Here is a 21,025-nt window from a genome sequence, read left to right as displayed (position 1 = left end):
CCTAGGGCTGCAGCCGGCAGTGGGTCCAACCGTGCGCGGCGCGGTCGTACCGCAGCCGGCGGTGCAGACCGCCCGGCCCGGAGCGCCAGAACTCGATGCTGCTGGGCACCAGTCGATAACCCAGGAAGCGGTCGGGCCGCGGCAGCGCGTCACTGCCGAGATCCTGTGCGGCCTTTCGAAGCTCGTCCTCGTCGTCCAACACAGCGCTTTGCCGCGAGGCCGTCGACATCGCGTGCAGGGCCGGCGGACGGGAGTGCCAGAGCTGGTCGGATTCCTTGTCCGAGATGGGAAACGCCGGCCCGGCGACGATGATCTGCTCGGCCGTCTCCGGCCAGTACAGCACGCCGGAAGCCCAGCCGGTGGCCAGGATCTCGGTGCTCTTCCGGCTGATGCTGTGGCTGGTGAACAGGATGCCGTGGGTGCTGACCTCCAGGGCCCGGATGATCCGGCTGGAGCTGCGGCCCTTCTCGTCAGCGGTGGCCAGCGCGACGATCGTCGGCACCTTCACGCCGGCCTCCGGGGCCTGCCGCAACCACGCCTGGAGCACGGTTTCCGGGTCCTCGGGCGGGAAGTCGAACTCGCTGATCGAGATACCGGGATCGATGGCCGTCATGCCGGGCTCCCAACGCCGAGGGCCAGTCCGATACCGGCCAAAGTGGACAGTGAGTGGCCGCCTTCCGCGGTGGCCTCCACGTCGAACCAGCTACGCTGCACCGGCGGATAGCCGATCAGCACGGCCGCCTTGTGCGGCGGCAGCGGCTGGTCCGGCTCGGGGCCGTGCTCCCAGATCATCACCGCGCCCCAGCGGTTGGTCGCCGGGTCGGAGACCCAGAACTTCTCGTACAGGCCGGGAATTCCGTTCCACGGCGGCGCGCCCTCGGTGCGGAGGTACTCGCGCATCGACTCGATGGTCTGCCCCGACTCAGTGAGATCCCACCATGCGATCATGACGCGCATGAGCCAAAACCCCTTCAGTAGCGTGCCGATGATGCGGACGCCGTCGCGCGTGAGCACGGACTCGGCGTGGAACTGCATGGACGCGAAGTGCGTGCCGCGCAGGGCATGCACCTCGCCGGTGACGCCGTCGCGGCAGACCTGGACCAGCCCGGCCGGCCCGCATTCGACGGTGTCGGCCGGGCTGACCGCGGCGAAGGCGTTGTAGAAGCCGACCCGCTCGCGCCGGCCGAACAGGTCGATCTCCAGCTGCACGCCCTGGTTCGGCGTCGGCCGCCGGGCCAGCCGGAAGCCCAGCCGGCTGGACAGCACCTGGTGGCTCAGGCACACCGCGAGGAACGGCCGCCGCTCGGTCAGCAGCGTGTCGATGGCCCGGTGCAGATGGGCGATCTTGGGGTGCTGGAGGTCGCCGGGATCACCAGGGCCGGGGCCCATCACCACGAAGTCGTAGCCGTCGAACGTGTACGGCTCGTCATACCGCCGCACGGTCACGTTGAGCCCCATGGACTTCAGCTGGAGCTCGATCATGGCGGTGAACGTGTCCTCCGCCTCGACGATCAACACCTCGCGGCCGGCCAGCGAGCGATCGGGCTCGTCGCGGGACTCCTGCTGCGCGAACCAGTAGCCGGCGATGTCGGCATTGCGCTGGGCCAACGCCGCCTGCACCTCGGGGTGCGTGGCGAAGCTCTGCCGGTGGCGCGCACCGAGCGCGGCCAGCAAGCCGGAGACCTTGGCCGTGGTCTCGGCGACCTCGCTCTCCGGATGGGAGTGCCGGACCAGCGTCGCTCCGACACCGATCTGGAGCCGGCCGGCGGCGGAGATGTCGGCCGTACGAATGAGAATCGACGAGTCCAGCGACCGCTGCCCGTTGCCGTCACGGCCGATCAGCGCGATGACTCCGCTGTAGTAGCCGCGCCCCTGGGGCTCGAAGCGCTCGATCACCCGGCAAGCGCTTTCCAGCGGGCTCCCGGTGACCGTGGGGGCGAACATGGTCTCGCGCAGGATGTCGCGCGGGTCCAACGTGGTCCGCCCCTCGATGAAGTACTCGGTGTGCGCCAGCTGGGCCATCTCGCGCAGGTACGGGCCGACGACCGTGCCGCCGGTCGGGCACACCTTGGCCATCATCTTGAGTTCCTCGTCGAGCACCATGTAGAGCTCGTCGGTCTCCTTGGGATCGGCCAGGAAATCCAGCACCTCGGGCAACACCGGGCCGGTGCGCGGATAGCGGTAGGTGCCGCTGATCGGGTTCATCACCGCGGTGCCGTCGTGCACGCTGATGTGCCGTTCCGGGGTGGCGCCGACGAACGTGCGCTCGCCGGTGTGCACGATGAACGTCCAGTAGGCGCCGTTCTCCTGGTGCAGCAACCGGTTGAACAGGGTCAGCGCGGCACGCGGCGTGTAGTCGGTGATGTCGGCGACGAAGGACCGCTTGATGACGAAGTTCGCGCCTTCGCCGTTGCCGATCTCCTCGCCGATCACCCGCCGCACGATGTCGGCGTACGCCTCGTCGTCCACGTCGAAGCGCCCGCCGGACATGGTGATCGGCACGTCCGGCAGCCTTCTGGCCACTTCCGCGACGGAGCGGACCTCCTGCCCGGTCACGGTCAGCGCCAGCAGTGGGCTGCCGTCGTCGGGGCTGGCATAGCCGCGCTCCCGGATCTGCCGGTACGGCATGATCGCCAGCACGTCGTGCCCGTCCATGTCCCGCAGCGGGATCTCCGCCAGCGTGTCCACTTCGGACACTTCGCCGACCAGCACGTCGATGCCGTCGGCACCGGTGCGCTCGGGCCGGTGCAGCAGGGCGAACGCCGGCGGCTGCCCGCCGAGGATCAGCTCAAGCAGGTCAGTGCCCATGGTCTGTCCCTTCTGATGAGGTCACGCGGTGGCCAGCGACCGCGCGGCCAGTTGGTCGAGCACCTGGGCCGTGCCGGTGACCACGGCGCAGGTGCGGGCCGCGTAGGCGAGAGCCTGCCGGTGGTCGGCGGCGGTGAAGTCGGCCACCGCGTCGGCGACGAAGAACGTCTCGATGTCGTGCGAGAACGCCGTCACCGCGGTGGTCAGCACGCCGATGTTGGCGTACACACCGGACACGATGAGCTGGTCACGACCGCGCGCCCTCATCCGCTCCAGCAGGTCGGACCGGTGGAAGGCGCTGTAGCGCCACTTGGTCAGCAACCAGTCCTCTTCGGACGGTGTCAGCTCGTCGATCACCGCCCGGTTGTCCGGGTCGACCTTCATGCCCGGGCCCCAGAAGTCCTTGAGCAGGCCGCGCTGCTCCGGCGTCATGGAGCCGGGCTGCGCGGTGTACGCCACCGGCACGCCTCGTGCACGACAGAGTTCACGCAGCGCAACGGTGTTGGCCACCAGCGGCTCGCGTGGCGAGGTGCCCGGCGCGAAAGGTCGTAGGAAGTAACGCTGCATGTCGTGGATGAGCAGCACGGCACGGTCGGGGTCGACCGTCCAGCCGGCGATGTTGGCCGGCCACTCGCGCTCGTTCGGCATCGGGTAGGGCTCGATCGTCGGCAGACCGGGCATCGGTCGTTCCTCCCTGTTTCCGGGCAATGAAAAACGGCCGCCCCCTTGCGGGAACGGCCGTTTGAAGGGATGGCTCAGCTGAAGTCGAGATCCGCGTTGCGGCTGCGCTTGAGCTCGAAGAAGTGCGGGAAGCCGGCGAGCACCCGAGCCGCGTCGAACAGCTCGGCCGCCCGCTCGCCGCGCGGGATCGAGGCCAGCACCGGGCCGAAGTAGGCCACCTCGTCGATGTGGATCGTCGGCGTGCCCACCTCGTCGCCGACCGGGTCCATGCCGCGGTGGTGGCTCTTGCGCAGCTCCTCGTCGTAGTCGGTGCTGTGCGCGGCGGCGGCCAGCTCGGCCGGCAGGCCCACCTCGGCCAGCGCCTCGGCGATCACCGCGTCGTAATCCTTGTTGCCGCCGTTGTGGATCCGCGTGCCCAGCGCCGTGTACAGGTCGCGCAGCACGTCGTCGCCGTGCGCCTGGGCCGCCGCGATGCAGACCCGGACCGGGCCCCACGCGCGGTCGCAGAACTCGCGGTACCACGGCTCGATCTCGCGGTGCTCGTTGAGCACCGAGAGGCTCATCACCCGGAAGTTCAGGTCGATGTCGCGGTGCTGCTCGACCTCCAGGATCCAGCGGGACGTGATCCACGCGAACGGGCAGGCGGGATCGAAGTAGAAGTCGACCCGCGGCTTGGTCTCGGACATTGTTCTCCCCTGTTCAGGCTGCTTTCCGAACCGTAGGCAATGCCGGCTGCGACGTCCACACGGGGTCACAGTGCAATGCGACACGCCAGGCAGCACCACCTCGCCCCCGCGAGTCCCGCCCACAGTCACACCGAAAGCACGAATCCGTTTCATACAGTTCGGTGTGACGCTAAGCGGGACTCGCGGGGGTTCGCTGCCACACCAAAACCCTGGGGTGTGGGGTACGCAGGCCAGCGCCGGTCAAAGTCAGCTGATCGCCGTCCAGCGCCAGCTCACGGACCTGCTCGCTGCCGACCCAGTCCGGGTTGGGCGCGAAGCCGATGTGGTGGAAGACCCGGTTCCCGTCACGCCGCCACGTGCCGGCGTAGCTGAGGTAGTCGGGCCCCTCCCCCTGACCGCCGTCGGTACGGGCCATGGTGACGGACACATGCCCGTCCTCGGTGTAGAACAGCAGGCCGTCGGGGTCCTCGCCGAGCGGGCCTTCCAAGCGCCCGCCATGCTCGTCGAGGTCGTGAAACGACCGGAGCCGCCAGACGCCGACCAATTCGGCCGTCATGCGGGGATGCCCTCGCGGCGGATCTCCGGCACCGGAATGGACAGCGCCCGCAGCTGCTCGAACGGGTTCATGAACTCCCGCTCCTGCTTGATCTTCCCGTTCTCGAAGGTGAACGAGTGGATGAAGTGGTTGCGGTAGACGCCCGGCGGGTAGCCGGGGAACAGGATCTGGCCCTCGCCGTCGCACTCCACCCAGAACCGGTTGGGGTCCTGCGTCTCGAAGATCTCCACGTTGTACCAACGCCAGTCGGGGAACACCTCCAGCGACCACGCGCCGTGCTTCTTGAGCTGGTCATGGCCACGGGAGGCGATGGGCTGCCCGGTGTCGGTGGTCCACAGCCCGCCCTCACCGTCCTCGGTGAACAGCTGGTACCGGGTGAGCCGGCCCTCGCCGACCCGGCTGACGTAGTCCTCGACGATGGCGCGGTTGTGCGCGCGCAGCTCGACGTCGGTGGCAAAGGTCGTCATGATGCCGTCCTCACGACTTCTCGGGTTGACAGGACGCGCAGCAACGGATCCCGCTGTGCGCGGAGGTAGAAGTGCCCGCCGGGGAACGAATGCAGCGCGAACGGGCCGGTGGTGTGGTTGGCCCACAGGTCGATCCGCAGCTCGTCGCGTTCCTCATCGCCGACAAGCGCGGTGATCGGCACGTCGAGCGGTTCGGACAAGACCGGTTCGTAAGTCTCGAAGATCTCGACGTCGCTACGGAAGGTGTTGAGCGCCAACGCCAACAGCTTCGGGTCGTCCCGTACGCGATCCGGCAACGCGCCCCAGCGGCGTTCGGTCTCGGCCTGAAACTCGTTGTCCGGCAACGTGTGCACGAATGTCGTGCGGCTCAAGGGCGGTGGTGGCGCGGCCGACAGGAACAACTGTTCCGGCTGCGGGAGTCCATGGTCACGCAAAGCCCGGGCCGTCTCGAACGCCACCAGGCCGCCGAGGCTGTGCCCGAACAGCGCGAACGGCTCCTCGAACGTCACCTCGGCCAGCAAAGCGTCGACCAGATCGGTCATCCGGCGCAGCGGCGGCTCGTTCTGCCGGGCTGCCCGGCCGGGCAGCTTGATCCCCCAAACCTGGATACCGGGCAGGTGATCGGCCCACAGGACGTACTCACCCGGCGCGCCGCCGGCATGGGCGAAGCAGTACAGATTCAAGGTCGGCGCCGGCACCTTGCGCCGGCTGGCCAGCCAACGGGACATCGTCAACTCCTCCCTGGTCGACCAGCTCGGCCAGCGCCTGCGGGGTCGGCGCGTCGTACAGCGACTCCAGCTCCAGGTCCACGCCGAGCGCGTCGTGGATCTCACCGAGCAGGTAGGTGCCGACGAGCGAGTCTCCACCTAGGTCGAAGAAGTCGTCGTCCGGGCCGACTTCGGGCAGGTCCAGCATCTTGGCGAAGATCTGGGCCGTCAGCTCGACGGTCGGGCGCTGCGAGTCGACTGATTCCCGTTGCTGGGGAACGAGCTCCTCGACCGTTGGTGCTTCGACGAGGTACCGCTGCCGTTCGAACGGATAGGTCGGCAACGGAACCCTCTGCCGCCTGCCCTCGTGCAGCCGGTCCCACGGGATGTCCGCGCCACGCAGCCACAACTCACCGATCCGGGCCAGGTCGAGGCCGCGAACGTCCTGCTCCAACGGGATTCGACCAGCCGGCTCGGTGTTGCGGACCGCGTTGGCCAGCGCCTCGACGATGTCGCCGTCGGGCCGCACGATCGCGTACAGCCGGTACGGAAACTCCCGCCGCCCGACCTGAAGCGTCCATGCGATGTCGGCGTTCGACGGGCCGTTCTGGATCTCGGCGGCCAGCGCGTCGAGGGCCTCGGGCGTGCGGGCCGACAACACGATGAGTTGATCATCCGCAGAGTGCGAATGCGTCGACGCCGGCGGCTCCTCCACGATCACGTGAGCATTGGTCCCGCCGATGCCGAACGAGCTCACGCCGGCACGGCGCGGAATCCCGTCCGTCTCCCACTTCTCCGTGCGTGAAGCAACCCGGAACGGGCTGCCCTCGAAGGGAATCCGCGGGTTGGGCGAGGTGAAGTGCAGCGAGGCCGGGATGATCCCGTGCTCGACCGCCAGCACCGCCTTGATCAGCCCGGCGATGCCGGCGGCCGCGTCGGTGTGCCCGATGTTGGTCTTCACGGACCCGATGGCGCAGTACCCGACCCGGTCGGTGCTGTCCCGGAACGCCTCGATCAGCGCGGTGATCTCGATCGGATCGCCCAGCGGCGTGGCCGTCCCGTGCGCCTCGATCAGCGTGATCGTGTCCGGGTCGACGCCGGCGATCTCGTGTGCGTCCCGGATCACCGACGCCTGGCCGGTCGCACTCGGTGCGGTGTACCCGATCCGGTCCGCGCCGTCGTTGTTGATCGCCGTGCCGCGGATGACCGCGTGGATGTGATCACCGTCTGCCAAAGCGTCTTCCAGGCGCTTCAACACGATCAGCCCGGCCCCGTCGCTGCCGACGGTGCCGTCGGCGGCCGCGTCGAACGTCCGGCACTTGCCGTCGGCGGAGATGATGCCGCCCTGCACGTACGGACTGTCCTTCTGTGGCACGTGAATCGCCACACCGCCGGCCAACGCGATGTCACAGTCACCGGACAGCAAGGCATGCGTGGCCGTGTGCACGGCGACCAACGAGGTGGCGCACGCGGCCTGCACGGTCACGGCCGGGCCGCGCAGCCCCAGCTTGTAGGCGATCCGCGACACCAGGAAGTCGGTGGCGGTGCCGATGAGGATCTCCCAGTCGGTCATGCCCGGGATCTGGTCGCGTTGGCTCCGCAGCAGGTGCCCGTAGTACGTCTCGGTGCCGCCGGCGTACACGCCGATCGTGCCGGGATGCCGGTCCGGGTCGTAGCCGGCGCTCTCCAGCGCCTCGACCGCGCACTCCAGGAACACCCGGTGCTGCGGGCTGATGATGCGCGCATCCCGTGGCGAGTAACCGAAGTAGCCGGCGTCGAACCATTCGGGATTGGTCAGCACGCCGCGGGCCGGCGTGTACTCGCGGGTGGCGGCCGACCGATTCGGGTAGCGGGTCACCGAGTCGACGCCCTCGACCAGGTTGGCCCAGAACTGCTCGGGATCCCCCGCGCCGGGGAACCGGCAGGACATGCCGATCACGGCAATGGCGTTGTCGTCCATCTCACTCCCCGATCCTGTTCTGCCGCAACCGGTTCAGCCCGCCCCGGGCGCGGCGGCCGATACGCGCGGGTGCGGCCGCGCCGCGGTCGAGCCGCTGCGCGAGCTGGCGGACCGTCGGGTACTGGAACAGCTCCACCACCGGCGGCACCTCGGCGAAGCCGGCGCCGAGCTTGTCGTGCACCATGTGCAGCAGCACGGAATGCCCGCCCAGGTCGAAGAAGTTGTCGGCCACGCCGACCTCGGGCAGGTTGAGCACCTCGCCCCAGATCCGGGCGACCGACCGCTCGACGTCGGTGGCCGGGGCCTCGAACTGCGCCATCGCTGGCTCCCTTCTGCTCACGCCACGTGCTGGCGCCGGTTGCTGTGGTCGCGGCCCACGCCGGCACTCAGCTCGGTCAGCTCCGCCGCCCATTCGCCGGCCCGCGGATGCGCGGCCAGCCAGTTCGCGTTCTTGCGCAGGAACACCGTCATCGCGTGCACCTTGCTCGGGTCCGGGCCGCGCTCGCCGCGTTCCTGCGCGGTCAGCGCCGACCACCCGGCCAACGTCTCCCGCAGGTGACGGCGGGCGAACCGCACCGCCTCGGAAAGCCCTATCGCGCTGGGCGTCGCGCCGCCGGCCTCGACCCGATAGCGCTCGCGCAGCAGCTTTTCGCAGCCCTGGTAGAGGCGGGGCAGCTCGGACAGGGTCGCCACCAGCTCGTCCCGACAGCGGGCGCAGAGCCGGAAACCCTCCGTCTCCTTGGTGCAGAGGGGTGCGACGCAATGCGGGTGTGCCATGGTCTCCTCCCGGCGCGCAGCCGTGGGTCAGCGGTGGGCGGTGGTGGTCGGACGGCTGGCCAGGGCCGCCCAGTACAGGTCGGCCGCCAGTTGGGGGCTGAGCCGGCCGCGGCCGTGCAGCTCGACGAGCACGGTGTCGGCACGGGTGATCCGGCCGGGGTACTCGCCGGCGACGAGGCCAGGCAGGTCGTCCTCGGTGACGACCCGGTCGACGGCTAGCGCTGCTAGCGGCTGGCCGGTCGCGTTGATCAGCACCGCGCTCTCGCACGGTCGGAACGCCGGCGCGGGCTCGGTCAGCAGGATCAGGTTCGCGCCGCGTGCCGCCTCGTGGAAATCGGTGGTGGTCGAGTATCCGATGCCGGTCAGGTCCAGGTATTCGGTCAGTCGGGTGTCGATGTCGCCGGCACAGACGGCGATGTGGCTGATGGCCTTGACATTCCGGGCGAGCACCGACAAATGCAGCCGGGAACCGCCGAGCACGCACGTGATGGCGACGCCGGGAGCGATCAGCAACCGTGCCGCGAGGGCGGCCATGCTGGCCGCATACGCGTCACGGAGAGACGTTTCCGGCAGCACACAGCGAAGTCCACAACCGGGGTCGTCCAGCAGCACCAGATCCGTGTCGTAGTGGGTGAGGGTTGCGGCCGAATCGGTCGCCCTGATCAGCATCTCCACCGGGTCGACGCAGTCCAGCGCATCCCTGAGGTCCTCAGCGCTGAGCCGCATCGGGTGTCGCCTTTCGTTTGGGCACAGGAGTCCCTGCCCCACCGACTTTGGGCGCGGCGGCTGTCGGCTGCCTATCGCCGCGCCATCGCCGCCGCGATAGCCGATCGCAGGCCGGCCGATACCCGGGAGACGTTTCCTGATGGCACGCCACCGAGACAGGGAGCCGAGATGTCACTCAAGAGCCGAATCGCCACCACAGTGTTCTTTCTGGGCGCGGTCTTCTTCGCCGGGACCGGCACCGCACTGGCCGACGACATCCACTGGCCGCCCGCGCATTCCACGCACACCGATGACATCCACTGGCCGTGACAGGAGTTTCGCACATGCGCTACACCGCTCTTGGCCGGCACACCGGCCTGCGTGTCTCCGAATACGCGTTGGGGACCGCCAACTTCGGCCACGCCTGGGGCGGCGGCGCCTCCCGTGAGCAGGCCAAGCAGGTGTTCGACCGGTTCGCCGAGGCCGGCGGGACGCTGATCGACACCGCCGACTGCTACAACTTCGGCGAGGCCGAGGAGTACCTCGGCCAATTCCTGGCCGCCGACCGCGACCATTTCGTGCTGGCGTCCAAGTACACGTGCAGCCCGTCGGCCAAACCCAGCGTGTTCGACACCGGCAACAGCCGCCGTGCCATGCGGCTGTCGGTGGAAGGCAGCCTGCGCCGGCTCGGCACCGATCATCTGGACCTGTACTGGGCCCATTTCGCCGATCCGCTGACCCCGATGCAGGAGGTGCTGGCGGCGTTCGACGACCTGGTGCGGGCGGGCAAGGTGCTGCACGTGGGGCTGTCCAACTTCCCGGCCTGGCGGGTGTCACGTGGCGTGACCATCGCCGAGCTGCGGGGCTGGGCGCCGGTGGTGGCCGTGCAGTTCGAGTACAGCCTGGTCGAGCGCACCGCCGAACGTGACCTGCTGCCGATGGCCGACGCCCTGGGCCTGGGGGCGGCGTTGTGGTCGCCGTTGGGCGGCGGGCTGCTGACCGGCAAGTACCGCGTCGGCGAGCAGGGGCGGCTGACCGACTGGCAGCGGGCCGTGCACACCGAGAGCACTTCGCAGAAGACCACGGTGGTGGACGCCGTGCTCGCTACAGCCGCTGAGCTGGACGTTTCCGCTGCTCAGGTGGCCATGGCCTGGCTGCGGCATCGAGCTAGCAGTGCTAGCACTCCGTTCGTGCCGGTCATCGGGCCGCGCACCGTCGCTCAACTGGATGACTATCTCGCCGCACTGAAGGTCACGCTGACCCCGGACCAAGCCTCGCGGCTGGACGAGGTGAGCGCGCCTTCGCTTGGCGTGCCGCACGAGATCGGGGCCGGGGTGCTGTGGAGCGTGCTGGGCTCACCCGAGCAGGTGATCCGCCCGTACCCACCGGTGGCGTGACTGCTTCGGCAATACTGGCCCGATGTCGATCGTGACCACCGGCCAGGACGTGGCCGAGGAGACCATCGCGTTCAACCAGCGGCTGGCCGAGACGCTGGCACCGGTGCCCGGGGTGTATCAGGTCGAGGACATCGCCCAGCTCCGGGCCGGTTTCGGCGTCTTCCCGCCGCCGAAGGTGCTCGACGAAGGCGCGGATCGCGTGGTCCCCGGTCGCGACGGCGATGTCTCCGTGCGGGTCTTCAAGCCGGCCGACATTCGCGGCGTCTACCTGCATATGCACCCTGGCGGGCGGGTCCTCGGCTCCGCCCGCAACCAGGACGTCCGCCTGTGGGCCATGGCTGTCGACACCTCGCTGGCCGTGGTGTCCGTCGACTACCGGCTGGCCCCGGAAAACCCCCACCCGGCCGCCGTCCACGACTGCCTGGACGCGGCGAAGTGGCTGATTTCCGCGTCGGAGGCCGAATTCGGCACGTCCCGGTTGCTGCTCGGCGGGGAGTCGGCCGGTGCCGAGCTGGCGGTGCAGGTGCTGCTCGGGTTGCGGGAGTCCGGGCAGCACCGGGCCTTCAGCGCCGCCCATCTCTCGTATGGTGTATACGATATGGCGTTGACACCCAGCGCCCGGGCGTTCGGCGAGCAGAACCTGGTCACCGGAACCTTGTCGGAACAGTGGTTCCGGGCCCAGTCCTATCCCGGGCTGTCCGAGGCCGAGCTGCACTCCCCCGACATCTCCCCGCTCTACGCCGACCTGCACGACCTGCCGGCCGCCCGGTTCGTCGTCGGCACGCGGGATCCGCTGCTCGACGACTCCCTGTTCATGGCCGCACGGTGGCGGGCCGCCGGGAATCCCTGTGAGCTGGAGGTTGTCGCCGAGGCCGTGCACGGTTTCACGGCTTTCCCGCTGACCGTCGCCACCCGGGAGCTGGCCGCGCAGCACGCCTACCTCGCCGCCCACTGAGGCTTCGGTCGAGCCTGGCTGGACTGCGCTCCGCCGCCGGGGTTTTCGTTCCTAGCCTGGGCTCCGTGGCGATTCTGGTGACTGGGGCGGCCGGCAACATCGGCCGGCACATCGTGAGCAACGCGCTTGAGGCCGGGACGTCGGTCCGGGCCCTGGTCCGCCGGCCGGCGGAGGCACAGCTGCCGGCGGACGTCGACGTCGTGCCCGGCGACATGACCGATCTCGACGCCGTCCGGCGGGCGCTGGACGGTGTCGAGGCCCTGTACCTGTTCCCGGTGCTGGACGTCGTGCCGGCCATCGCACAGCTGGCTCGGGAGGCCGGCCTGCGTACGGTGGTGTTTCTCTCCGGTGCTTGGACGGCCGGGCTTTCCTTGCGTGACCGCGAATCCTGGACGTACGCCCAGTACGTCGAGGCCGAGGCCGCCGTCGAGGCGGCCGGGCTCGAGTGGACCATGCTGCGTCCCGGGCCGTTCATGACCAACATGCTGTGGTGGTCCCGGTCGATCAAATCCGAACGGGTTGTCCATGCGCCTTACGCCGCCGCCACCTGCCCGGCGATTCACGAGGCCGACATCGCCGATGTGGCCACCGCCGCCTTGCTGGAGCCCGGCCATGCTGGCGCGCGGTACATGCTCACCGGACCTGCTCAGGTGTCGCAGATCGAGCAGTCGCAGGCCTTGAGCGCCGCGTTGGGCGAGGAGATCACCTTCGATGAGCTGACCGCCGACCAATGGCGGGACTCCGTGGGCAGGTTCCTCCGTCCCGGCATCGCCGCCGACCTGCTGCGCGACTGGTCCGAGACCGCGGCCGATCCGGCTTCCGCTTTGCCGGTGCACGACACCGTGCAGCGCGTGACGGACAAGCCGGCCCGGACCATCGGCCAATGGGCGCAAGAGCACCTGGATGCCTTCCAGTAGACGAGTGACCCCCGCGAGTCCCGCCCACAGTCACACCGAACTGCGTGAAACAGATTCACGCAGTTCGGTGTGACGCTAAGCGGGACTCGCGGGGGTGGTGTTAGGCCGGCGCGATGTTGTGGTTGCGGCGGAACAGGTTGCCCGGGTCGTAGACCGCCTTGAGCTCACGGAGCCGCTCGAAGGTGGCCTTGTCGTACATGGACTCGATGAACTCCGTCGCACCCCGCTCGCCGTAGGTGAAGTTGAGCGAGCGGCCCAGCGTCCACGGCTCGACGACGCGGTAGACCTTGTCGTGCGTGGCCCGTACGACATCCAGGTCCAGACCGTCCAAAGGAGACAGTAGCCGGAGGATGTACTTGGCCTGCCGGAAGGACACCGCGTTGGGTACCTCGGGCTGACGGGACAGCGCGCCGCCGAGATGGCGGAGGTCGACGATCACCGGGACCTCGGCCGACGGACCCGCGAGTTCCCGGATGGCGTCCAGGGCCTCGGTCGGGAGCTCCGACAGCAGCACGCTGTTGCCGTCGTAGGAGTGGGCGAAGTTGGGCTCCCGGTAGACGGAACCTCCGTCCTTGTAGGCGATCTCGCCCAGGTGGTTGAACAGCACCGGCGCGACGTCCAGCCACGGGGCGACCAGCGCCGGGCCGGCTTCCTTGTCGGTGGTGGCGAAGCGGATGTGCACGATGTGCTTGCCCCGCAACGGCTCCGGGAAGACCGGCAGCGGCGGGTAGCCCATCGTGCCCAGCGAGGACGTCATCGTGTCGGGCAGATCGGCGGTCCACGACCGGAAGAACTCCAACACCCTTGGCGCGTCGGCGAAGTCGAAGTACAACCCGCCGCCGTAGATGCCGTTGACCGGCTGGAGCTCGACCTCGATCGATGTCACCACACCGAAGTTGTCCCGGCCGCCGCGCAACGCCCAGAACAGGTCCGGGTCGGTCGCGGCGGTCACGTGGCGCAGCGAGCCGTCGGCCGTCACGACGTCGACCGAGCGAACCCAGTCGGCCATGTAACCGAATTCCCGGCCGAGCAGCCCGAGACCGCCGGCCAGCGTGTAGCCGACGACCCCGACGTGACCGGCGGAGCCGCTCACCGGCACCAAGCCGTGCGGCTCGGACTTCTCGACCACCTGCGCCCACTTGGCGCCGGCGCCGATGACCGCGGTCCGCGACTTCGGATCGATCCGCACGCTGTCCAGCCGCTTGGTGGTGATCAGCACGCCGTCGTCGGCCAGCACGGACACGCCGTGCCCGGTGGACTGCACCGCGACCGACTTGCCGTTGGCCGCCGCGTAGCGCACGGCCGCCTGCACATCCTCGGCGTCCAGCGCGCCGATGATCACCTCGGGCGAGTGGTGGAACGCGGTCTGGAAGCCGGCGCGCTCGTCGTCGTACCCGTCCTGCCCGCGCTGGAACACCGGGCCCCGCACGTGGTCGGCGAGTTCCCTCATCGGCAGTGGTTTCCTTTCTGGATAAGCGATAGCTCAGGCGCGGTCGGCCTGCACGGTCCACACGGGCAAGGTCACCCGGCCGAGCGAGTCGAACACCGGCTCGGCCCCGACCTTGTTCAGGAAGCCGATCACGGCCTCGGTGGCGCCGGCGAACCGGGTCTGCCCGAGCGAGGTGATCTTCCAGCCGGCCTCGGCCAGGTCGTCGCGCAAAGTCTGCTCGGCGACAGCCAGCGGCTCGGGCATGCCGCCGGGCACGGCGGCGAAGGACAGCAGGTTGAGCCGGGCCCCGGGCGCGGTGGCCCGGTGGATGGCCGCCACGTACAGCTTGCGGTTGACGGCATCCAGGGTGTGGTAGAGGGCGCTGTCCAGCACGGTGTCGAACCTACCGGTGTACTCCGACAGGTCGGTGGCGTCGGTGACGGCCCACTCGATGTCCAGGCCGGCGGCCCGCACCCGGGCCTGCTCGATGGCGGCCGACGCGGCGTCGATCGCGGTCACCTTGTGGCCGAGGCGGGCCAGGTAGATCGCGTTGTCGCCGAGACCGCAGCCGACGTCGAGGATCTCGCCGCGGAACCGGCCGAGCTTGTGGAAGTCGACGACCGCGGGCTGCTCGGCCTCGATGTCCCACGGCACGCGGGTGATGCCGGCGCCCTCGATGAGCTGGCCGCCCAGGTAGACGGAGTTGAAGTCGGCGCGGGCGAAGTCGTACTGCGTGGTCATGGTCAGCTCCTCGTGGTAGCGGGGTATTGGACGAGCTCGACCAGCAGTCCCGCCGGTCGCCTGGCGTAGAGGAAGGCCACCCGCATGCCGGGGCGGGCGCCCTGGCACGGCTGCCGGTCGACCTGGAGCAGGCCGGCGCCGCGCAGACGGTCCATTTCGGACTCGAGGTCGTCGACCTCGAGGGCGAGGTGGTACAGGCCGGGGCCGGCACCGGCCAGCCGGCCGGCGATGGCCGAGTCGTCCCGGGTCGGGCTGACCAGCTCCAGCGCGGTTCCCTTGGGGTCGCACCAGAACTCGCAGGCCACGCCGTACTCGTCGGCGGTGCCCTCGTCGGTCAGGCCGAGGCCGAGGTCGGTCATCAGACCGGCCAGGCCGGCGGGGTCGTCGGTGGCGAAGCCGACGTGGTCGATGCGCACGATCATCGTGTCACCTCCGATCAGAGCAGGTAGCTGGCCTGCCGCGGGTCCAGCCCGAGCAGTGCCTTGCCGTAGACCTCCTGCGGGATCTGGCCGCCGAAGCCGCCGTGGCGGCTGCCGACGCCCAGGTCCCGCCAGATCCGTTGCAGCGGATTGAATTCCGCGAAGGCCGAAGTCCCGTGCGCGGTCATCAGCAGATCGACGGCCTCGCGACACTTCTGCACGGTCCACGCGGCGTCCATCCGCATCCGGGCCCTGGTGGGCACATCCAGCGGCCTACGGGCGTCGATCGTGTCGGCGGCGCGGGTGGCGTGCAGCCGGGCGGTGTCGATCAGCGCCGCCGCCTCGGCGACCAACACCTGGAACGGCACGGAATCGGACTGACTGGCGTACGTGGAGGACGCGATCGCCCGGTTGGGTGCCTTGTCCAGCACGAAGTCCAGCGCCGCCGACGCCTCGCCGATCATGCCGCCGAGCAGAAACACCTGGAGCACACCGGACAGCGTGGTGCGGTACAGGGGCTCGTCCTCGCGGACCACCGGGAGCTGCCCGTCCAGGATCGGCCGGTAGGGCACAGCTCGGTGCTGCGGCACGAAAACCCGGTCCGCGACCACCGTGTTGGAACCCGTGCCGCGCATGCCGGCGACGTGCCAGGTGTCGTCGATCGTCAAGTCCGACAACGGGATCAGCAGTAGCTGCGAGTCGGGTTGTCCGGCCAGCACGAGGATCCACTCGGCGTGCAGCGAACCCGAGGCGAAGCCCCACTTGCCGGTGACGACCAGCCCGCCGTCGGCCGGCTCCACGGTGGCCGACGGCGCGACCAGCACCATGGACGTGCGGGCGTCGGGGTTGTCGCCCCACACGTCTTCCCTTGCCTGGTCCGGGAACATACCGACCACGAAGTTGCCGCTGTTGTGCACGGCGTTGACCCAGGCCGAGTTGCCGCAGCCCTTGCCGATCTGGATGCTCACGTCGAGCACCGTCCGGACGTCGGTCTCGTAGCCGCCGAACCGTCGCGGTGTCATCAGCCGGTTCAACCCGGCGGCGGTGACGGCGTCCACGGCCGCGTCGGTGAGCCGCCGCGTGCGGTCGGCTTCCGGCGCGTCCGCCCACAGCTGCTCGCGCAGCGCCTCGGCGCGGGCGATCAGATCTTCGCTGCTGGGCACGGTCTCGGTTGGTGGCAACAGTTGACGTGTCATGGCGATCGGCCTCCGTGGAGTCGGGATCGGCGTCAGGCGGAGGCCTTCGCCGGGATTTGGGTCGGCACAACAACTTCGACCTTCTTGCGGGCGGTCATCGCCAGGCAGGCCAGCGATCCGACGACCAGCACCGCCACCGGCAGCAGCAGCGAGCTGCCGACCGCGTGCGCAAGTCCTTGCCGTGCCGCCACATCCGTTGTCGGTGCACCGGCCAGTTCGGCCTGGAGGAGCACGCTGACCAGTGCCGTGCCGACGACGCTGCCGACCTGACGGGTCAGGTTGAACACGCCGGAAGCCGCGCCCATCAGCTGCGGCGGCAGGTCACCGGTGGCCACGTTGGCGATCGGCGCGAACGCGATACCGGTGGCGATACCGCAGATGGCCAGGGCAACCACCAGCACCACCAGGTTCGCACCCGGTGAAGCGGTCAGCGCGATCATGGTGATGCCCACCGCGAACAGCACGAACCCGGTCAGCACCACCCACTTGCCGCTGATCTTGTCGGACAGCGTGCCGGCGATCGGCCCCATCACACCGGCCCCGACCGCGATCGGCACCATCAACAAGCCGGCCTGCCATGGTGTCTGCAACAGCACGGACTGCAACAGCAGCGTGAGCGGCAGGTAGAAACCCATGAGGGAGAAGCAGATCGTGGTGGTGGCCACCACCGCGGCGTTGAAGTTGCGGTAGCGGAACAGCCCCAGCGGCATCAGCGGCTCGGCTGTGTTCTTGTGCTGCCAGAACACGAAAGCCACCAACAGCAGCACGCCGACACCGATGAACTCGGGCACGGTGAACGGTCCGACGACCGTTCCCCAGTGGTACTGGGCCCCGTTCTGGAGACCGAACACCAGCGCCAGCAAGCCGAGTCCACACAGGACGGTCCCGAGGAAGTCGAACCGGTGGGAACGCTTCTCCTGCTGACCGGGCAGCAGCCGCAGCGCGGCGACGATGCCGCCGATGCCGATCGGCACGTTGACCAGGAAGATCGAGTGCCAGTCCAGGCTGCTGACCAGGAACCCGCCGAGCAGCGGGCCCGCGGTCGTGGCCGCGCCGGCCACCGCGCCCCAGGCGCCCAGCGCCGCCCCGCGCCGCTCGGCCGGGAACAGAATGCCGATGAACGCCATGGTCTGCGGGGCCATGATGGCGGCGCCGAGACCCTGCACGGCCCGCGCCGCCACCAGCATGCCGACGCCCGTCGAGAGGCCGCACCACAGCGAGGCCGCGGTGAACACCGCCATGCCGGCCACGAACACCCGCTTGCGGCCCAGCTGGTCGCCCAGTCTGCCGGCGACCAGCAGCGGCACCGCGTAGGCCAGCAGGTAGACGCTGTTGACCCAGGTGATCCCGTTCAGGTCCGCGTTCAGGTCGGCCAGCATGTCGGGGATCGCGACGTTCACGATGGTGGTGTCCATCATGATCAGGAAGAAGCCGACGCACAGGGCCGCCAGCGCGGTCCACGGATTGGTGGTCTTCGTGACTGACATGTCACGCCTCTTTCGGTTTGGCTAGAACAGAATCAAGCAGCTAGCGCGATCACGTCGTGGACGGTGACCGCTGCATTGAACGTCCGCAGGTCGAAACGGACGCCGAGGGCAGACTCCAGCTGGGCCAGCGCTTCCAGGGAGCTGAAGCTGTCCCAGTCGTGGCTGGCCAGCGCCGGTTGTGCGCGCAGCTCGTCGGCGGTGGTGTCGAGAATCTGGCTGAGCACGTCGAGCACGGTCTGCTCGACGGAGGTCGAGGTGGTCATGAGTGAACTTCGCTCCTCTCGGAAATCGAGACCCAGTCCGGCGCGGGCACGGTGTCGCCCACACCGAGCCGGAAGATCTCGTCGTTGTCGGTGCGGTGAAAGCCCGCACGGGTCCAGAAATCGGCGGCCACCCCGTTGCGGCCGGACGGCACGAACCGTCCCTCCACAATGGACGCACCGGCCGCCTGCGCCCTGGCCGCGATCCACGCGGCCAGCGCGATTTCCACGTCACGTCCGAGCACGCGGCAGCTGAGCACAAGGTTGGTCACGGCCCAGACATCCGGGCCGCAGTCCACCCACACCGCGCCGACCACGCCTTCGTCACCGAACCGGTCGCGCACCGAGAAGGACGCCACCAGGTGGTCCGGGCTGACGCTCTGCGCAGCCGTCGTCGCTTCGTCATAGCGGATGCCGGTCAGGTTGAACTGGTTGGTACGACCGGCAAGTTGCGCGATCCGGGCCACGGTGAACTCGGTCGCCTCGGCCGGCGTGAGCTCGATGTCCAGCGCCCGCAGGTAGTCGGCCGGCGAGCCGAACGAGGACGAGAAGTCGGCGCGCAGCGCCTTCGTCCGGTACAGCTCCGGCCGCTTGCGGTCGGTGTCGGTCAGCTCCAGCACGTCGAACCACCCGTGTTCGACCAATGTCCTCACGTGATGCGCCGGATCGCCTTCAGCAGAAAGGATCGCGACTTCCGGCAGCTCCGACGCGACCTGGCCGCGTTCGAACGGCGAGTCGTCCATGAACACGAACGAGCCAACCGCCAAGCCGAGGGTGTCCGCCGCGGTAGCGAGGTTGGCCGCCTTGGGCTGCCAGTTCACCATCCGCGCCGAGAACGCCTCCGGCCGCAGCTCCGCCTCCGGGTGCTCGGCCAGTGTCCGGTCCACCAGGTCGGCGTCGTTCTTGCTGGCCAGCACCAGCACCACGCCCTGATCCCGCAGCGTGGCCACGGTTTCCTGGAGCTGCCGGTAGCAGTTGCCCGGGTAGAGGCCGCCGAGCTGCACGCCCTGCGCACCCACCTCCCCGATCACCCCGCCCCACAACGTGTTGTCCAGGTCCAGCGCCAGCACCTTGCGCGACAGGCCGGACTTGGCCTGGGCGAACCGCCGGGTCTGGTCGGCGATCAGGGCCAGTGCCCCGTCGCTGAACGGCAGGTCACCGTAGCGGTGCAGCCGGTCGTCGCGGGCCGCGACGGCCTTGTCGCCCAGCACACTCACCAGGTCCAGCACCGCGACCTGCGGATTCTGGTCGACCAGGGCGAGCAGTTCCCCATTGAGCTGGTGCCAGATCCGGCTCAGCCGGGCCCGGTCCCGCCAGCTGATCACCGCGTCCCGAATGGTGCCGGGCAACGGCAGCGTGTGCAACAGGATCGTCGCCGGTGAACGGTCCGTCGCGGCGTCCAAAGTGGACCTCAATGACACCAGCCGTTGCGCCACGTACTCGCCAAGGCCCTCGATGTCGGTGGCCGACCACTGTGACGGCAGGAAGTACGACTCGTCCAGCAGGCACGACACCAGATCCGGATCGCCGAACTCGGCCGAGCCCAACGACATCTCGAACATCTTGTAGCGGCCGGGCTCGATGCTCGGCAGCAGGCCGGCGGCGACCAGCGTGGCCCGCAGGATCGGCTCGTACGGGCCGATCGTGCCGGTGCACAGCACCGCCACCCGGAACGGCCGCAACCCCGACACCTCGGATCCCAAGCCGGCCAACGTCTTCCCGGCGCGCCGCAGCACCGCCGGATCGGTCACCTGCGCCAGCGCGGCCCGGGTGGCCGCGTCCGGTGCGCGGCCGTCGCGGACGGCTTCGCGTAGCGTGTCGAGCAGTTCCATCGGTCCCCCTAGACCTGGATGAGCGTTGCGCACCAGTGCATTCCGGTCGACATGCCGCACAGCGCGACGATCTCCCCCGGCTTGAGCTCGTCACCACGAGCCTTGAGCGCCAACGACACCAGCTGGTCGGCCGCTCCCATGTGACCGTGCGCCGGGGACATCGCTGCGTTGGTCCGCTCCGGCGGGATGCCCAGCGGGTCGGCGATGGCGGCGATGGCCTGCTCGCTGTCGTTGACGTAGATGACGTGGTCGACGTCGGACCGGCTGATGCCGGCCCGCTCGCAGCCCCGGTCGATCATCTCCAGGATCCGCTCGTTGCGCTGGGTCAGGAACTTGCGCAGCCGACGCGGGTCCCGGTCGAAGTGCTCGTGGATCTTCTCGTAGCCGGACGGCGTGTCGACGCCGAACCGCCCGTCCGGCGGCGTCGGGAAGCGCGTCCCGCCGAAGTCGGTGCGCAGCAGGTCGCAGTACTCCGGGTCGGTGAACTGTTCGGTGGCCAGCCACCGGTACGAGGAATGCCCACGCCGCACCAGAGTCGCCACCGCCCCGTCGCTGTGCACGGAGTTGTTGACGTTCATCCGGTTCCGGTGGAACTCCCCGACCCGGTTCACGGCAACAAAAAGCGCGGTCTGGATCTCCGGCTGCATCACCATGGACGAGGCGACGTAGTACAGGCCGGTGATCCCCGAACCGCAGCCTTCGTTGAGCAGCAACGTCTGCGTGCGTTCGATCTTCAGCTTGCGGGCCAGCGCGGCGGCGCTGTCGTAGTGCGCGTACTCCGGCATCTCCGACATGGCCAGCACGACCAGGTCGACCTGGTCCGGCGTAACGGAAACCTGGGCCATCGCCTCCTCGGCGGCGGCCGCGGCCAGATCGGTGGCGTGCACGTCGTCGTCGGCGCGGTGATAGGTGTGACAGCCCCACTTCAGCACCCGCTCCGGGTCCGGCACGTAGTGCGGCGCGGTGTCGGCCACGCTCTGGTCCCGCCCGAACGCGAGGCCGAAACCGGCGATCCCCATGTCCACAATGGTCATAACGGTCTCCC

General features: G+C 69.2%; 23 protein-coding genes. 4 read left to right on the top strand and 19 right to left on the bottom strand.

The window, feature by feature from the left end; all coding sequences use genetic code 11:
- Window position 1: 1 nt before the first annotated feature.
- From M3Q35_RS41245 to M3Q35_RS41195, 11 genes are all read right to left on the bottom strand, one after another.
- Window positions 2-613, bottom strand: coding sequence for a pyridoxal 5'-phosphate synthase (locus M3Q35_RS41245; protein ID WP_273938008.1), 612 nt, complete (start codon window positions 611-613; stop codon window positions 2-4).
- Window positions 610-2,808: an anthranilate synthase family protein gene (locus M3Q35_RS41240; RefSeq protein ID WP_273938007.1), complete on the bottom strand. Its 2,199-nt coding sequence runs from the start codon at window positions 2,806-2,808 to the stop codon at window positions 610-612. The genes M3Q35_RS41245 and M3Q35_RS41240 overlap by 4 nt, the downstream gene beginning before the upstream one ends.
- Before the next feature lie 21 nt (window positions 2,809-2,829).
- Window positions 2,830-3,489 carry an isochorismatase family protein gene (locus tag M3Q35_RS41235; RefSeq protein WP_273938006.1) on the bottom strand — a complete coding sequence of 220 codons (660 nt, stop codon included), beginning with the start codon at window positions 3,487-3,489 and terminating at the stop codon, window positions 2,830-2,832.
- Window positions 3,490-3,563: 74 nt separating this feature from the next.
- A complete protein-coding gene (locus M3Q35_RS41230) occupies window positions 3,564-4,175 on the bottom strand; it encodes a mycothiol-dependent nitroreductase Rv2466c family protein (protein ID WP_273938005.1) in 612 nt (203 codons plus the stop codon).
- 169 nt (window positions 4,176-4,344) lie between these two features.
- Window positions 4,345-4,731 carry a lipocalin-like domain-containing protein gene (locus M3Q35_RS41225; RefSeq protein ID WP_273938004.1) on the bottom strand — a complete coding sequence of 129 codons (387 nt, stop codon included), beginning with the start codon at window positions 4,729-4,731 and terminating at the stop codon, window positions 4,345-4,347.
- Window positions 4,728-5,198 carry a PhzA/PhzB family protein gene (locus M3Q35_RS41220; protein WP_273938003.1) on the bottom strand — a complete coding sequence of 157 codons (471 nt, stop codon included), beginning with the start codon at window positions 5,196-5,198 and terminating at the stop codon, window positions 4,728-4,730. The genes M3Q35_RS41225 and M3Q35_RS41220 overlap by 4 nt, the downstream gene beginning before the upstream one ends.
- A complete protein-coding gene (locus tag M3Q35_RS41215; protein ID WP_273938002.1) occupies window positions 5,195-5,926 on the bottom strand; it encodes a thioesterase II family protein in 732 nt (243 codons plus the stop codon). The genes M3Q35_RS41220 and M3Q35_RS41215 overlap by 4 nt, the downstream gene beginning before the upstream one ends.
- Window positions 5,838-7,865, bottom strand: coding sequence for a type I polyketide synthase (locus tag M3Q35_RS41210; protein ID WP_273938001.1), 2,028 nt, complete (start codon window positions 7,863-7,865; stop codon window positions 5,838-5,840). The genes M3Q35_RS41215 and M3Q35_RS41210 overlap by 89 nt, the downstream gene beginning before the upstream one ends.
- Before the next feature lies 1 nt (window position 7,866).
- Complete coding sequence (locus tag M3Q35_RS41205) at window positions 7,867-8,184, bottom strand: phosphopantetheine-binding protein (RefSeq protein WP_273938000.1); 318 nt, start codon at window positions 8,182-8,184, stop codon at window positions 7,867-7,869.
- A gap of 17 nt (window positions 8,185-8,201) precedes the next feature.
- Entirely contained in the window at window positions 8,202-8,642 is a 441-nt protein-coding gene (locus M3Q35_RS41200; RefSeq protein ID WP_273937999.1) for a hypothetical protein, read from the bottom strand.
- Window positions 8,643-8,669: 27 nt separating this feature from the next.
- Window positions 8,670-9,368: a hypothetical protein gene (locus tag M3Q35_RS41195; RefSeq protein ID WP_273937998.1), complete on the bottom strand. Its 699-nt coding sequence runs from the start codon at window positions 9,366-9,368 to the stop codon at window positions 8,670-8,672.
- 168 nt (window positions 9,369-9,536) lie between these two features.
- Here M3Q35_RS41195 and M3Q35_RS41190 point away from each other — a divergent pair, with 168 nt between their 5' ends.
- From M3Q35_RS41190 to M3Q35_RS41175, 4 genes are all read left to right on the top strand, one after another.
- Window positions 9,537-9,677: a hypothetical protein gene (locus tag M3Q35_RS41190; RefSeq protein ID WP_273937997.1), complete on the top strand. Its 141-nt coding sequence runs from the start codon at window positions 9,537-9,539 to the stop codon at window positions 9,675-9,677.
- 14 nt (window positions 9,678-9,691) lie between these two features.
- Window positions 9,692-10,744 carry an aldo/keto reductase gene (locus tag M3Q35_RS41185; protein ID WP_273937996.1) on the top strand — a complete coding sequence of 351 codons (1,053 nt, stop codon included), beginning with the start codon at window positions 9,692-9,694 and terminating at the stop codon, window positions 10,742-10,744.
- Between the two features lie 22 nt (window positions 10,745-10,766).
- On the top strand, window positions 10,767-11,699 hold the full coding sequence (locus M3Q35_RS41180; protein ID WP_273937995.1) for an alpha/beta hydrolase fold domain-containing protein: 933 nt from the start codon (window positions 10,767-10,769) through the stop codon (window positions 11,697-11,699).
- A gap of 65 nt (window positions 11,700-11,764) precedes the next feature.
- A complete protein-coding gene (locus tag M3Q35_RS41175) occupies window positions 11,765-12,616 on the top strand; it encodes an NAD(P)H-binding protein (RefSeq protein ID WP_273937994.1) in 852 nt (283 codons plus the stop codon).
- A 100-nt stretch (window positions 12,617-12,716) separates the two neighbouring features.
- Here the strand turns inward: M3Q35_RS41175 and M3Q35_RS41170 are convergent, their stop codons facing one another.
- The 8 genes from M3Q35_RS41170 to M3Q35_RS41135 are packed head-to-tail and all read right to left on the bottom strand — an operon-like array spanning window position 12,717 to window position 21,014.
- Window positions 12,717-14,066 (bottom strand): FAD-binding oxidoreductase, encoded by a 1,350-nt coding sequence (locus M3Q35_RS41170; RefSeq protein ID WP_273937993.1) that lies wholly within the window; start codon window positions 14,064-14,066, stop codon window positions 12,717-12,719.
- A gap of 33 nt (window positions 14,067-14,099) precedes the next feature.
- Window positions 14,100-14,786 (bottom strand): class I SAM-dependent methyltransferase, encoded by a 687-nt coding sequence (locus M3Q35_RS41165; RefSeq protein ID WP_273937992.1) that lies wholly within the window; start codon window positions 14,784-14,786, stop codon window positions 14,100-14,102.
- Window positions 14,787-14,788: 2 nt separating this feature from the next.
- Complete coding sequence (locus M3Q35_RS41160) at window positions 14,789-15,208, bottom strand: VOC family protein (RefSeq protein WP_273937991.1); 420 nt, start codon at window positions 15,206-15,208, stop codon at window positions 14,789-14,791.
- 14 nt (window positions 15,209-15,222) lie between these two features.
- Window positions 15,223-16,401, bottom strand: a complete 1,179-nt coding sequence (locus M3Q35_RS41155; RefSeq protein ID WP_273937990.1) for an acyl-CoA dehydrogenase family protein — start codon at window positions 16,399-16,401, stop codon at window positions 15,223-15,225.
- Between the two features lie 32 nt (window positions 16,402-16,433).
- The gene (locus M3Q35_RS41150) at window positions 16,434-17,888 is read right to left on the bottom strand and encodes a DHA2 family efflux MFS transporter permease subunit (RefSeq protein WP_273937989.1); all 1,455 of its coding nucleotides are present in this window, start codon (window positions 17,886-17,888) and stop codon (window positions 16,434-16,436) included.
- 32 nt (window positions 17,889-17,920) lie between these two features.
- Window positions 17,921-18,151, bottom strand: a complete 231-nt coding sequence (locus tag M3Q35_RS41145) for an acyl carrier protein (protein WP_273937988.1) — start codon at window positions 18,149-18,151, stop codon at window positions 17,921-17,923.
- Window positions 18,148-19,980 carry an HAD-IIIC family phosphatase gene (locus M3Q35_RS41140; protein ID WP_273937987.1) on the bottom strand — a complete coding sequence of 611 codons (1,833 nt, stop codon included), beginning with the start codon at window positions 19,978-19,980 and terminating at the stop codon, window positions 18,148-18,150. Before M3Q35_RS41140 ends, M3Q35_RS41145 begins: the two co-directional genes overlap by 4 nt.
- An 8-nt stretch (window positions 19,981-19,988) precedes the next feature.
- Window positions 19,989-21,014: a 3-oxoacyl-ACP synthase III family protein gene (locus tag M3Q35_RS41135; RefSeq protein ID WP_273937986.1), complete on the bottom strand. Its 1,026-nt coding sequence runs from the start codon at window positions 21,012-21,014 to the stop codon at window positions 19,989-19,991.
- Window positions 21,015-21,025: the final 11 nt, after the last annotated feature.

This window comes from Kutzneria chonburiensis (genome assembly GCF_028622115.1).
GTDB lineage: Bacteria > Actinomycetota > Actinomycetes > Mycobacteriales > Pseudonocardiaceae > Kutzneria > Kutzneria chonburiensis.
Note: the sequence above shows the minus strand (reverse complement) of the source record. Positions and strands in the feature narration are given on the sequence as shown.